This is a genomic window from Stutzerimonas stutzeri SDM-LAC (assembly GCF_000235745.1).
Classification (GTDB): domain Bacteria; phylum Pseudomonadota; class Gammaproteobacteria; order Pseudomonadales; family Pseudomonadaceae; genus Stutzerimonas; species Stutzerimonas stutzeri_H.
This window is the reverse complement of sequence record NZ_AGSX01000013.1, coordinates 65,349-77,159: the sequence shown is the minus strand read 5'-3', so window position 1 is coordinate 77,159 and position 11,811 is coordinate 65,349. Positions and strand designations below refer to the sequence as shown.

Annotated in this window: 14 protein-coding genes; 7 read left to right on the top strand and 7 right to left on the bottom strand. The window is 59.2% G+C overall.

Annotated elements, in window-relative coordinates; translation table 11 throughout:
* The first annotated feature begins 307 nt into the window (after positions 1-307).
* Together fliS and PSTU_RS0101935 are read left to right on the top strand one after the other, a co-directional pair.
* A complete protein-coding gene (gene fliS / locus PSTU_RS0101940) occupies positions 308-694 on the top strand; it encodes a flagellar export chaperone FliS (protein WP_029404571.1) in 387 nt (128 codons plus the stop codon).
* Between the two features lie 73 nt (positions 695-767).
* Entirely contained in the window at positions 768-1,061 is a 294-nt protein-coding gene (locus PSTU_RS0101935) for a flagellar protein FliT (RefSeq protein WP_019339365.1), read from the top strand.
* A 328-nt stretch (positions 1,062-1,389) separates the two neighbouring features.
* On the opposite strand, the gene PSTU_RS0101930 is transcribed toward PSTU_RS0101935, so the two are convergent.
* Both PSTU_RS0101930 and PSTU_RS0101925 read right to left on the bottom strand, forming a co-directional pair.
* Positions 1,390-1,671 carry a pyrimidine/purine nucleoside phosphorylase gene (locus PSTU_RS0101930; protein WP_019339364.1) on the bottom strand — a complete coding sequence of 94 codons (282 nt, stop codon included), beginning with the start codon at positions 1,669-1,671 and terminating at the stop codon, positions 1,390-1,392.
* A 117-nt stretch (positions 1,672-1,788) separates the two neighbouring features.
* Positions 1,789-2,130, bottom strand: a complete 342-nt coding sequence (locus tag PSTU_RS0101925) for a DMT family protein (protein WP_019339363.1) — start codon at positions 2,128-2,130, stop codon at positions 1,789-1,791.
* Between the two features lie 140 nt (positions 2,131-2,270).
* Here PSTU_RS0101925 and PSTU_RS21130 point away from each other — a divergent pair, with 140 nt between their 5' ends.
* Positions 2,271-2,522, top strand: a complete 252-nt coding sequence (locus PSTU_RS21130; RefSeq protein ID WP_080571162.1) for a YkgJ family cysteine cluster protein — start codon at positions 2,271-2,273, stop codon at positions 2,520-2,522.
* Positions 2,523-2,544: 22 nt separating this feature from the next.
* On the opposite strand, the gene PSTU_RS20280 is transcribed toward PSTU_RS21130, so the two are convergent.
* The 3 genes from PSTU_RS20280 to arsS all read right to left on the bottom strand — a co-directional run bounded on the left by PSTU_RS20280 (position 2,545) and on the right by arsS (position 5,104).
* Positions 2,545-3,255 (bottom strand): hypothetical protein, encoded by a 711-nt coding sequence (locus tag PSTU_RS20280; protein ID WP_019339362.1) that lies wholly within the window; start codon positions 3,253-3,255, stop codon positions 2,545-2,547.
* A complete protein-coding gene (locus tag PSTU_RS0101915; RefSeq protein WP_019339361.1) occupies positions 3,252-3,941 on the bottom strand; it encodes a DUF2064 domain-containing protein in 690 nt (229 codons plus the stop codon). The genes PSTU_RS20280 and PSTU_RS0101915 overlap by 4 nt, the downstream gene beginning before the upstream one ends.
* Before the next feature lie 185 nt (positions 3,942-4,126).
* Entirely contained in the window at positions 4,127-5,104 is a 978-nt protein-coding gene (gene arsS / locus PSTU_RS0101910; RefSeq protein WP_019339360.1) for an arsenosugar biosynthesis radical SAM (seleno)protein ArsS, read from the bottom strand.
* 606 nt (positions 5,105-5,710) lie between these two features.
* On the opposite strand from arsS, the gene PSTU_RS0101905 reads away from it, so the two are divergent.
* The 3 genes from PSTU_RS0101905 to PSTU_RS0101895 all read left to right on the top strand — a co-directional run bounded on the left by PSTU_RS0101905 (position 5,711) and on the right by PSTU_RS0101895 (position 7,294).
* Positions 5,711-6,280, top strand: coding sequence for a c-type cytochrome (locus PSTU_RS0101905; protein ID WP_202799399.1), 570 nt, complete (start codon positions 5,711-5,713; stop codon positions 6,278-6,280).
* A gap of 13 nt (positions 6,281-6,293) precedes the next feature.
* Complete coding sequence (locus tag PSTU_RS0101900; RefSeq protein ID WP_029404569.1) at positions 6,294-6,749, top strand: DUF305 domain-containing protein; 456 nt, start codon at positions 6,294-6,296, stop codon at positions 6,747-6,749.
* Between the two features lie 125 nt (positions 6,750-6,874).
* Positions 6,875-7,294: a hypothetical protein gene (locus tag PSTU_RS0101895; RefSeq protein ID WP_029404568.1), complete on the top strand. Its 420-nt coding sequence runs from the start codon at positions 6,875-6,877 to the stop codon at positions 7,292-7,294.
* Positions 7,295-7,421: 127 nt separating this feature from the next.
* Here PSTU_RS0101895 and PSTU_RS0101890 read toward each other — a convergent pair whose 3' ends face one another.
* Entirely contained in the window at positions 7,422-7,904 is a 483-nt protein-coding gene (locus PSTU_RS0101890; protein ID WP_019339358.1) for a hypothetical protein, read from the bottom strand.
* Positions 7,904-10,867 (bottom strand): formate dehydrogenase subunit alpha, encoded by a 2,964-nt coding sequence (fdhF, locus tag PSTU_RS0101885; protein WP_019339357.1) that lies wholly within the window; start codon positions 10,865-10,867, stop codon positions 7,904-7,906. The genes PSTU_RS0101890 and fdhF overlap by 1 nt, the downstream gene beginning before the upstream one ends.
* A gap of 286 nt (positions 10,868-11,153) precedes the next feature.
* On the opposite strand from fdhF, the gene PSTU_RS0101880 reads away from it, so the two are divergent.
* On the top strand, positions 11,154-11,810 hold the full coding sequence (locus tag PSTU_RS0101880; RefSeq protein ID WP_019339356.1) for a cytochrome c3 family protein: 657 nt from the start codon (positions 11,154-11,156) through the stop codon (positions 11,808-11,810).
* The last annotated feature ends 1 nt before the right edge of the window (position 11,811 follow it).

The window sequence follows — 11,811 nt, the reverse complement described above, 5'->3', positions numbered from 1 at the left end:
CCACCCCACCAGCGGAGGCGCAAACGGCTAATGTTGGTCCGATAGCGGACTCGTCCATGCGTGACGCTTACTGTTCTGGTTCCCTGTACGCATGCCTCGGAAACGCAGCCAAAGTCGCACGGAATTCCCAAAGTCTGCTCCGGTGACGGATGGTCCGACTCGCCAAGTTGGTGTGGAACGCTCCATTAATCTCAGTTCGCCGCCGAGGCGTTCTTTTATTACTCTGATTTATCCAACTGCTATCAAGCTTGGGCCTTGTCGACCGATAAGCTGTACATGCAAACGATGTAGCAAGGGGCTTATCCACATGTACGCAATGTCCGCAATGAAGCAGTATCAGCAGGTTGGCGTGAAAGCCCAAGTAACCGAGGCTGATCCCCACCGCTTGATCCAGATGTTGATGCAAGGCGGCCTGGATCGTATCGCTCAGGCCAAAGGCGCCATGGAGCGTGATGCGTTCGCTGAGAAAGGCGTTCTGGTCGGCAAGGCCATCAATATCATTGGCGGCTTGCGCGATGCTTTGGACAAGAGCATCGGTGGTGAGCTAGCCGAGAATCTGGATCGCCTCTACGAATACATGACGATGCGCCTGTTCGAGGCCAGCCGGCATAACGATATTGAGAAGTTGAACGAAGTTGGCAGGCTGCTGGGCGAGATCAAGGTGGCCTGGGACCAGATTGCGCCCAAAGCGTAAGTTATCTGTTCTCCTAGCATCCTGAGGATTGGCTTCCGATTTACTCACCATGCGCTGACAAACGAGGATGCCCATGTCGTCACCCAAGCAAGCATTCTCACTACTCGCGAACAAGTTACGTGATGCATTCGCAGCGGGCGATTGGGAAGCCGTTGCGCTGTTGGATGAAGAATGCCGTGCCTTGGTGGCCGCACTAGGTGATGGAGATGCATCTGACCTCAAGCTACGCGAGCAACTGGCCGAGCTTTCACGCGTTTATGACGAGCTTCAACAGGCTGGTAGAGCGGAGCGAGAGCGATTGGCTGGGGAGCTGACGCGTTTGAACCAGTCGAGGCAGGTCAATCAGGCCTACAAGCCGCTGGGCTGAAGCGGTTGGGATCGATGTCTGTTTCCGGCTTTGGTGGGCTGAAGCCCACCCTATAGTTGACGTAGGGTGGATTAGCCGACGGAGTAGTCCGAGGTCCGGTTGATGCGGTTTTGGTGCCGCGGTGAGAAACGGCGCCGTACGCGGTAAACGACGGAAGCGCCTCTGGCGATTCCATCCTACGAGGAGCGGTTCACCGTGCTGCGGCTGGGTGGGCTGAAGCGGAGCGCCGCCCGGCGCACCCTACGGGTTACAGGGAGGCGTAGGGTGGATGGCGTCTTACCCATCCACCGCAACAAAAGCCCGGATTGACGCGTATCAAATCTGCCGCTTAGCGGTACTCACACAAGTAGGCAGTCGCCTCGGCTACTTTCAGCTGAAACTTGCTGTTGGCCGGTACGGTGAACTGGGTGCCAGCGCCGAAAGTTTCGTAGTTTTCGCTTCCCGGCAGTTTGACGTCGAGGCTGCCAGCAACCACGTGCATAACTTCCAACTGATTTGTGCCGAACTCGTAATCGCCGGGGGCCATGACGCCGATGGTGGCCGGGCCTGCTGCCATATCGAAGGCGATGGATTTGACGGTGCCGTCGAAGTACTCGTTGACCTTGAACATTCGGAAAATCTCTAAGGGGTGGGGAAAGGGCGGCCAGTATGCCGAAGCCGCTGGACGCCGTCATCAGGTCGCATTGCGGCAAGATACGCTGCCTAAAAATGCCCGCCGAAGCGACTGCTATGAGCGGAAGATGAAGTACACAGCGCCCAACAAGCACAACCCAGCCCACAGGTAATCGAGCTTCAACGGTTGCTGCATGTACAGCACGCTGAACGGCACGAAGATGGCGAGGGTGATGACCTCCTGCATGATCTTCAGCTGACCGATCGACAGCTCGGTGTACCCGATGCGATTGGCCGGCACCATGATCAGGTATTCGAACAGGGCGATGCCCCAGCTGATCAGCGCGGCTATCAGCCAAGGTTTGCCGTTGAGCGTCTTCAGATGACCGTACCAGGCGAAGGTCATGAACAGGTTGGAAACGCAAAGCAGGGCGGCAGTCTGAATCCAGATGGGCATACGACACTCCGTGGCGGTGGCGAATCCTATTGGCTCTCTGTATGTCTCGCAACTATCTGACGAACGCTACTGAGGGCTAGTGTCTTTTACCGGGGCGGAGATTATGATCGCCGCCCCGTTATTTCATTTCGGACGTTGAAATGAATTGCCGTCCCGGTTGTGGTGCCTGTTGTATTGCCCCTTCGATCAGTTCACCGATTCCCGGTATGCCTTCTGGCAAACCGGCGGGTGTGCGCTGCTTGCATCTTTCCGAGCGAAACCTCTGTGGGTTATTTGGCCATTCCTCCAGGCCAGCTGTTTGTGGTCAGTTTCAAGCCGATCGCGAAGTTTGTGGGGACTCTGAACAGGAGGCCATCCAGCTACTTGCCTGGTTGGAGCAAGCGACCGCCTAATACCCTAGGGGATTAGTAGCAGTTACCGATTCGTGGGTGTTTTTCTGGCATATAGCCGCGCCAGCGTGAAGGGCGACAGCTTGAGCATGAAGCCAAGCGCTAACAGGCGGTTACGGCAGGTGCGGTGCCACCAGCCGTCACGTTGCCAGCGGCGTGAACTGACCCCAAGGCCTTGCTCTAGGCGCTGAAAAGATCCCTGCCGGCGCAGCCCTTTGACCAGCGGTACTTCCTCGAAAAGCGGCCAGGGCGCGTGCTGCCCTGCGGCGAAATAGGCCGTGCGGCGAGCGAAGATGCCTTGGTCGCCATAGGGCACGCCGACCCGGTTTCGCCAATCGACCAAGCGCTCGATCAGGCGACCCTGCCAAGCGTCCGTGTCGCTGAAGAGAAAGGCAAAATAGCCGCCTGTCGCCCCCCCGCCAATAGCGCGGCGCACGGCGATCAACGCTTGATTGTCGAGGTCCGCATCGGCATGCAGAAACCAGATTATCTCGTGCTCAGACAGTGCGGCGCCTTGGCGCAACTGCTCGCCCCTTGACGGCGTTGCAGTTGACCACAGCGCGTCATGACGTTGGCACAGGGCGTGGCACTGCGGGCTGTCGGCCGCATCGACCACGATGATCTGCAGCGGCACTCCATCTACCATCTCGGCCTGGCGCAACTGTAGAAGCAGACGTGCAAGGTGGTCTTCGTCATGCAGGCACGGGATGATCACGCTGATCTTCGCCGGGCTCATGCGGGCGATCCGCCAGGGTCGTTCAGCGCCTGCAACAAGCGCCGCCTCGCGGATCGGGGATCTTTCTCTAGCGCCCGCATAGCGATGGTCAAATCCGAGTGTTCGTCGATATCGAACGATTCCCCGCAGAATGCGACCGTATGGCCTGCTTGGCGGCAGGCGTCCGCAAGTGCATTGCCAAGCTCTGCGGTGCTCCACGGCAAGGTGGTCAGATCGGGCCAGAAGCGGTTCGAAGCCATCATCACCACACCGCCATCGCGCGCGTTGAGCAGAGCCGTATCGTGGTCAGTCAGCGCCTCGAGCACGCGCTGATAATCACTTGACACCAGCGCTGGGGCGTCGCTGCCGATAAAAATGAGGCGCTGGTGGCCGAGATTGCGCAGTGCACTGTCCAAGCCGTTGAGCCGCTTACCGAGGTTTCCGGTCCCTTGCGCTATACAGAGCGCCTGCGGTGCCCGCTGATTTGCCCAGCCACTTGCATCTTCCCGATCCGGTGCAATTACGGCCGAGCCATGCCAACTGCGGAGATCTTCTAGCGCGCAATCGAGCAGGCATTCGGCGAGCTCTAGTGCTCTTTCAGCGCCAATCTGCAAAGCCAGGCGCTGCTTACCGTGGCCAAGAGCGGGGCGCTTGCAGACCAGGACCAGCGTCGGGTGGTTTGTCAGGTTTGGACTACTAGCTGTCATCAAGCAGGCTCAAGCAGTGCGGCGAATGAGGTGAGTGCGGCGTTTCGAGCGCCGCGGTTTAACATCTGGACGCCAATCGAGGCGCGTTGTTACCGCGTGGTTTGTCGCCGGATCTGGCCGTGGATGTTGCAGCATGCGCGGCCAAACGTAATAGCGCTGAAACAACTCAGCGCCCTCAAGCACTGTTAATCGATCAGGCTGCCGCTGCAGCTAGAGCCTTGCCCCGCGGTACAGGCGTAGCAATGGTCACGCGTGACAATGGGGTTGCCTTCTAGCCTCGCCGTCTGGAGCAGGTCGCGCAGGTGTGGTCGATCGCGACGGATCAGCTCGGGCATGGCCATCGGCAGGTCAAGCATCTGGTTGAAATCGCAGTCGTACAGATACCCCTGCCAATCCACGCTGATCAGGCTTCGGCACATCACCGCCTCAAGATTTGCTGATCGGTAGCTGTCGCGCAGCAGCTGCATGTAATCGCCGAACTGCCCCTTGCTGATCAGGGTACTGCCGAAGCGAGCGATGGGCTGGTTGGTGATTGTCAGCAGGTGATTGAAGTGGATATCAAAATTTTGCTCGAGATGACTTTTGTAATCTGCCTCCAGCTGGCTTTGTGGCGGCGGCAGGCTGGGCCCTTGGGGGTTGTAGACCAGGTTTAGAATGCGGCCGCTTCCGTCGGCGCCGTAGCCGAGCCGGTTGAGTTGTCGTAGCCCGGCGATACTGGCTTCGAACACACCGTCGCCGCGTTGCTTATCGACGTTTTCTCTTGAATAGCAGGGCAGGGAGGCGGTGACCTCGACCCCCTGATCGGCCAGGAAGTCGACTAGATCCTCGTACCCCGGTTCGCTCAGGATTGTCAGGTTGCAGCGATCAATCACCCGCAGCCCTTCCCGGCGCGCATGGATGACGATTTCACGAAAGCGTGGATGCATCTCTGGCGCGCCACCGGTGAGGTCCAGCGTATGTACCGGGTGCGCGTCGATCACTTCATGCAGAAGGCCTAGGCTTTCGTCGGTCATCGCCTCCGTGCGGGTCGGCCCGGCGTTCACATGGCAGTGCAGGCAACGCTGATTGCAGCGGTAGGTGAGATTGACCTGCAACGCCTCAAGCGACCCGCGACAGAGCGGAGGAAACTCCAGGGCATTCAGCAAGGGAAGGGTAGAGTGCATGGTAATGGCTGCTCCTCTTTTTACGAGCGGGGCGCGGCTTGGATCGTTATGCAATTTCGTAGCATGAACGCAAATATTAAAAAGCTTCGCGAGCAAACTCGCTCCTACAATCGCCTGTCTCTGCCAAAACTTCGCAAGATCTTCACGCGGCCCGTGATGCTCGGAGCGCTTTGCTTGCGAGCGGCTTAACGGCTGAGCCGCGAATCACCTCGCCATCGTCTCGTCATCCATTGCGCGTCGCGGTGTGGGTCGCCAGCGTTTTCGTTCGCGACACCTGCGGCTTAGGCAGTAGAGCAACGCCTATCGGGCAGGTTCCCGAACATCGGGCAGTCAATAGAAGCAGGCTTAGCGAGCATCATGCCGACCGTCGGCAGGCCTCCCTTATACGGAACAAGGGAGTCGTCGATTGCCGGTTCTCGTCGGCCTCGGCGGAATCTGACGGTGATGAGCACCGCAGCGCTGCTTAACTTAGATTTGCATGACCATGTTCTCTGGCGTGGCGGGCATAACTGCTGCTCCAATTCCCTACGTTACATTTCTGTAAGTTAAGCAACTAACGGGCAACTATGGTATGCGTTTTTATGTCTACGCCTTTAGTGACGCCAATTGTTCCAGCAGAGGGCATCATGGATGCAACAAGATAAAAGTGTTTTGTTAAAGGGCATAGCGGGCGGCGCTGTATTGGCTGCCTTGTTTGGTTTACTGCTTGTGTTGTTGGTTGCCTATACCGGTGCTTACAACATCGCTGCTTCCCAGGATCATTCTCCCTTTGTGCGCTGGGTGTTTTCGACGACCATGAACAACTCGGTGGCCACCAGAGCAGAAGAGCTGGACGTGCCCACTGAGTTCACTACGGCGCAGATCGAGGCTGGCGCGCAGCACTACAAGGCGATGTGCGAGCACTGCCACGCAGGCCCTGGCGTGGATAGAGCCGAATGGGCGCAGGGCATGCTTCCGCAACCGCCGCATCTGGTCGAGGCGGCGGCGCATTGGCAGCCGAACGAGGTGTTCTGGCTGGTTAAGCATGGCGTGCGCATGTCGGCTATGCCGGCTTTCGGCGAAACGCATGGTGACGCTGAGCTCTGGGACATCGCAGCCTTTGTAAAGCAGCTACCAGGCATGACCGCCAGCGAGTACGCCGCGCTGGGCCATCAATCCGGCACGCACACACACTAGAAGGAAAATACCGATGCAGATGTCCTATTGGCGCTTCGCCGCCATGATCGCAACGTCCACGGTGGTTATGTTCGGCCTGATGTATCTGAATACTTATGCCTTCGAGCATATCTTCTGGAGCGAAACTCGGGCCTGGATGGCGTTATTGATGGGAGCGGTCATGGCCGTGATCATGCTGAGTTTCATGCTCAATACGTATCAAAAGAAGCGCGTCAATATCGCCATATATATTGGCAGTATTGTTGTATTCGCCTTAACACTTTGGGTAATTAGAAGTCAGGCCACTGTGGCGGATACGAATTATATGAAGGCCATGATTCCCCATCATTCGATTGCAATCATGACCAGCGAGCGCGCTCAGATAACCGACCCGCGTGTGCGCAAGCTGGCTGACGAAATCATCGCGGCGCAGCGTCGCGAAATTGCGGAAATGAAATACCTGATCAACGAACTCGAGAGGGTCGACTGATGCGTCTTGATATGCACCGGAGCGGCTCAAGCTCGCTCGTTTGGAAATCGCTTACGCCGCTGGCGGCACTGCTGCTGACAGCCTGTGGCGACCCTGCACCGGGAGAAGGGGTAAAAGAGCCAGTGATGAGCGGACCGACACCTGAAGTCGTCAGTGCGCGCGAAGCGGTGGCTACGCCTGACATTCCAACCATCGATCCCCAGACGCTCGACACCGCCGAAATCGAGAAGGTGCTGGGCGCAGGGCCGCGCTGCCTCTTCGCCTACACGGCCAAAAGCGCGCCCGTGGTTGCTCTGGAATCGACGGGTGATAAAGCTGGCCAGGGTGTGGTGAAGATTCATGGCCGGTTGGTAAAGCTTGCGGCGCAGCGTTCTGATGCCGGTGGTTTCGATCTGAGCGCAGAGGGCATGTCGGTGAGCATTCTGCCCGCGAAGGGTGCCGGCGATGCCATGCCGACCGAGCTCACCGAAGCCGACGTGCTCTTCGAACTGGAACAGGGACTGCGGGTTGGCTACCGCGGCTGGTATCGCTGCACCACGCCATAAGTGAACGCAGGCAATTGCGCTGAATCCGGCCCGGAGCCAGCCGGGCCTGCTCTGGAGGGAGCTGCGGGTTTTTCTGCCGCGAAACTGCTGGCCTGGTGCGAGGCTTAACGCGCCAATGTACTCGGCCTTATTGCTCCGTCTTCTTGCCGCTGAAGGCGGTGATCGGCTTTTCCGCCTCTTTATCCAGCCCGCCGGCAAAAGTCTTCAGCCCTTCGATGATGGGCATCAGCGCTGCCCACAGCTCGTCGTCATGCAGCATCTTGTAGGCGCCAGTCACGCCCGGCGCTTCGTCGTGCTTGTCGTCCGGCTTGTATTGGCTTACGGCACCGAAAGCAGACTGGAAAGCAAACACGATCTTGTAAAACTGCGCCGGCTCGATGCGGGACAGCGCCATACCGAGGATAGACAGGTTCTGCACGGCGTTAAGCGAGCCTTCTTGGTTCATACCGTCGACCAGTACCTTGAGCAGTTGCTGATGCGAGCCCGCCAGATCATTGGCGAAGCGCAGTACGCCGCCTTGATGCAGGGTTTCCAACAGGGTGTCCAATTCCTCGCGTGCAGTCGGTTCGGTCGGGGTCGGTTTGACGTCGTAGTTCAGTCGTTGGGCCATCAGAATCTCTCCGGATGCGGGGCTTGGGCGGGCGGTGCGAGGTAGTCCTCGCGATACCACTTCACTTCGACGGGCACGCCGTCATTCGGTGTGCGATAGGCGTTACGGAAGTTATTCGACGGCAGTGGTGGCTCACCGGTCTCAGGCAGCACTTCCAATTTGACCGCGGTTTCCTTGTAGGCGGGCGTGTTCACATCCGGGTCGTGATGCTCACCCGTGAGCAGGTTCAGCCCTGGTTTGCCCTGGTGGATGGGCATGAACAGTGTCTTGCCGGCGACCCGGTCGGTCACCGTGGCGCGTACTTCAACCGAACCGCGCCGCGAGGTTACGCGCACCCAGGTCCCATCCTCGATGCCACGCTCGGCGGCTAGCTGCGGGCTGACTTCGACGAACCAGTTCGGCGCCTGCGACCAGATGCGCGGCCCGCGCCCGGTCTGATTGGTGCTCTGAAACTGTTCAAGCATGCGACCGTTGTCGAGCATGATGTCGTACTCGCTGTCCGCCGACTCTGCTGGTTGCTTCCACTCCAGCGGGAACAGCACGGCCTTACCGTCATCGGTGTGAAACCGCTCGGTATAGAGCAGCGGCGTCGTGCTGCCGCCGCTCTGCATCGGCCAGAACAGCGATTGCCAGCCTTCCAGCCGTTCATAGCTGACGCCCTGAAACATGGTGGCAATGCTCGCTGCCTCATCCATGATCTGGCTCGGGTGGGTGTAGCCCCAGTCGTAGCCCATGCGTTTCGCGAGGTCGGTAAGGATCTGCCAGTCTGGGCGGCTGTTGCCGAGCGGCGGCAGTACTTGGTAGAAACGTTGGATGCGGCGTTCGGTGTTGGTGAAGGTGCCATCCTTTTCCACAGAGGGAGAGGCTGGCAGCACCACGTCGGCGAACTCGGCGGTGCGGCTCATGAAGATGTCCTGCACCACCATGAAATCCAGGCTTTCGAAGCCGCTGTGCACGCTAGTGCTGTCCGCGTCGGAGAATGCAGTTTCCTCGCCGATGATGAACATCGCCTTGACTGAGCCTTCATCAGCGCCCTTGACCATGGTGAAGTTGTCGTTGCCTTTTTCCAGCGACAGTTTCTCCTTGGGCACGCCCCAGGCTTTGGCCCACTTGTCGCGGTTCTTTTCCTCGGTGACCTTTTCGTAGCCGGGGTACATGTTTTTCAGGCAACCGAAGTCGCTGGCGCCCTGAACGTTGTTATGCCCGCGCATGGGGTAGCCGCCGGTGCCGGGGCGACCGTAGTTGCCGGTGACGAGCAAGAGGTTCGACAGCGCCGTACTGGTATCCGAACCATGGCTGTGCTGCGTGATGCCCATGGCCCAGAGCAGACACACGCTTTTCGCCTGACCAATCATCTCGGCCGCCTCGATCAGTTTTTCTTTGGCAATGCCGGTGACCTTGGCGGCAAAATCCATGGTGAAGGGCTCAAGCGACTGCTTGTACTCCTCGATCTGGTTGACCCGTGCATCGAGGAATTGCTGGTCGGCATAGCCGTGCTCGAACATGTAGCGCGACAGAGCCGATGCCCAGACCATGTCGGTGCTGGCGTTGGGTCTCATGTGAATATCGGCGCGCTCGGCCATCTCGTGTTTGCGTGGGTCAAACACCACCCACTTCTGGCCACGGTGCTTTTTCTGCGCCTTCAGCTTGGAGGCGATCACCGGGTGATTCTCGGACAGGTTGCTGCCGACGATGACGATCACGTCGGCCTTTTCCATGTCCTCGATGGTGCCGGCATCGCCACCGTAGCCGACGGTGCGGAACAGGCCTTTGGTGGCCGGGTTCTGGCAGTAGCGCGAGGAGTTGTCGACGCTGTTGGTGCCGATGATCGCGCGAGCGATCTTCTGCGTGAGGTAGGCCTCCTCGTTGCTGGCCTTGCTCGAGCCGATAAAGCCGATGGCGTCCGGGCCATGGGTGTCTCGGATCTGCAGCAGGCGATGGGCGACCAGATCAAGCGCCTCATCCCAGCTGGCTTCACGAAACTTGCCGTTTTCGCGGATCAGCGGGGTGGTCAGGCGTTTCGGGTCGTTGACGAAGTCCCAGGCGAACTTGCCTTTGATGCAGGTGGAGATGCCGTTGGCTGGCGCATCGACCACCGGTTGGACCTTGAGAATATGCCGGTCGCGCGTCCACATTTCGAAGGAGCAGCCGACCCCGCAATAGGTACACACGGTCTTGGTGCGTTTGATTTCTGGCTGGCGCCAGTGCATGTCCAGTTTCGAAACGGCGGTGATCGGCCGTGCGCCAATGGTTTCCTCGAGCTTCTTGACCATGTCGATCATGGGCCGCTTCACGTCCTGCGGCAGTGCCGTGAACGGGCCGGCGTCGGGCTGCATGGTCTTTTCCAACAGCGCGTTACACGGGCACACGGTGACGCAATGGCCACAGCTGACGCAGCTGGATTCGTCGATCGGCTTGCCGCCGTCCCAGAGCACCCGCGGATGCTCCATGTTGAAGTCGATGGACAGCGTCTCGTTGACCTCGACGTTCTGGCACGCCTCGACACAGCGGCCGCAGAGAATGCACTGGTCGGGATCGTAGGTGTAGAAGGGGTTGGAATGGTCTTTCTCGTAAGGTTTGCGCGTGAATTCGTAACGCTGGATCGGCGGATTGATCTGGGCATAGGTGTTATGCAACGTGCAGTCGCCGGTGTTGTGCTCGCACAGCGTGCAATACAGCTCGTGCTTGGCCACCAGCCGGTCCATGCCTTCCTCGCGCGCGGCCTTGGCCTCGGGAATCTGGCTGGTGACGTCGAGCCCGTCTTGAGCCTTCAGCGTGCAGCCACGCACCAGTTCGCCGTCGACCTGCACCCAGCAGACGTCGCAGGTTTGTGGCGAGCCCAGCGCGCGGTGATAACAGACGTGGGGAAGGTCGATGTCGTGACTGGCGAGAAAATCGATCAGCGGGGTGTCGGCGTCGCCGTTAAGTGGCTTGCCGTCGAAATGGATCGTGCAGTTGCTCATCAGGCCTCCGTTTTTGTTGTCGGATCGGTGCGGATGGCATCCTGGCCTGCTGCCGGCACGGCCCGGCGGCTCCTGCGAATCCCAGCGCTATAGCGCAGGGCTAGAGCGTCGGTTCCGGAAATGATTGTTCATAGCTGACTGACCGGCCTGCGCAAATGTTCCCTTCTGATCTGTGGGGTCTCCATGGCCTTTTGGACCTGGATCGCCGTTTCGATTGAACTCATGCGTCGATGGGGGGCCAGAAACATACAGTCACAAACGGTACAGTCAGGACGCACCTTCCCGGATGGCCCAGCTTTTCCCCCGCACCGCCGACATGTGGTTACGTCTGGTATTGCTCCTTTTGTCGTTGGGGCTTGTCGGGGTTTTCGTCGCGTTCGTCATCCTCTCGCGCTCGTCCTATGTCACCGACCAGGGCTGGACGGTCGACCAGCCGGTGCCCTTCAGTCATGAGCATCACGCGGGTGCGCTGCAGATCGACTGTCGCTACTGCCACGACAATGTCGAGACCAGCGCCGTGGCGGGCCTGCCGTCGACCCACACCTGCATGAGCTGTCACTCGCAGATCTGGACCGGCGCGGAAATGCTTGCACCGGTCCGCCAGAGCCTCGTTCAAGGCGAGCCGTTGCGCTGGAATCGCGTAACCGAACTGCCGGATTACGTGTTCTTCCACCACGGTGTGCACGTCAACGCCGGTGTGGGCTGCGCCGAATGCCATGGGCAGGTCGACCGCATGCCGCTGATGTACAAGGCCGAGCCATTCACCATGAGCTGGTGTCTCGATTGTCATCAGAACCCCGCGCCGCGCCTGCGCCCACCAGATGCGGTGACCGACATGAGTTGGGAATACAAGGGCAACCGCCAGGCGCTCGGCGAGACGCTGATGCGCAAGTACCACATTGGCGATGGCGACCTGACCCACTGCTACATATGCCATAGGTAGG

What these genes read in the sequence shown, in the direction of transcription:
- fliS (WP_029404571.1), top strand. Translation starts at nt 308, where the DNA reads ATGTACGCAATGTCCGCAATGAAGCAGTATCAGCAGGTTGGCGTGAAA.
- PSTU_RS0101935 (WP_019339365.1), top strand. Translation starts at nt 768, where the DNA reads ATGTCGTCACCCAAGCAAGCATTCTCACTACTCGCGAACAAGTTACGT.
- PSTU_RS0101930 (WP_019339364.1), bottom strand. Translation starts at nt 1,671, where the DNA reads ATGTTCAAGGTCAACGAGTACTTCGACGGCACCGTCAAATCCATCGCC.
- PSTU_RS0101925 (WP_019339363.1), bottom strand. Translation starts at nt 2,130, where the DNA reads ATGCCCATCTGGATTCAGACTGCCGCCCTGCTTTGCGTTTCCAACCTG.
- PSTU_RS21130 (WP_080571162.1), top strand. Translation starts at nt 2,271, where the DNA reads ATGAATTGCCGTCCCGGTTGTGGTGCCTGTTGTATTGCCCCTTCGATC.
- PSTU_RS20280 (WP_019339362.1), bottom strand. Translation starts at nt 3,255, where the DNA reads ATGAGCCCGGCGAAGATCAGCGTGATCATCCCGTGCCTGCATGACGAA.
- PSTU_RS0101915 (WP_019339361.1), bottom strand. Translation starts at nt 3,941, where the DNA reads ATGACAGCTAGTAGTCCAAACCTGACAAACCACCCGACGCTGGTCCTG.
- arsS (WP_019339360.1), bottom strand. Translation starts at nt 5,104, where the DNA reads ATGCACTCTACCCTTCCCTTGCTGAATGCCCTGGAGTTTCCTCCGCTC.
- PSTU_RS0101900 (WP_029404569.1), top strand. Translation starts at nt 6,294, where the DNA reads ATGCAGATGTCCTATTGGCGCTTCGCCGCCATGATCGCAACGTCCACG.
- PSTU_RS0101895 (WP_029404568.1), top strand. Translation starts at nt 6,875, where the DNA reads ATGAGCGGACCGACACCTGAAGTCGTCAGTGCGCGCGAAGCGGTGGCT.
- PSTU_RS0101890 (WP_019339358.1), bottom strand. Translation starts at nt 7,904, where the DNA reads ATGGCCCAACGACTGAACTACGACGTCAAACCGACCCCGACCGAACCG.
- fdhF (WP_019339357.1), bottom strand. Translation starts at nt 10,867, where the DNA reads ATGAGCAACTGCACGATCCATTTCGACGGCAAGCCACTTAACGGCGAC.
- PSTU_RS0101880 (WP_019339356.1), top strand. Translation starts at nt 11,154, where the DNA reads ATGGCCCAGCTTTTCCCCCGCACCGCCGACATGTGGTTACGTCTGGTA.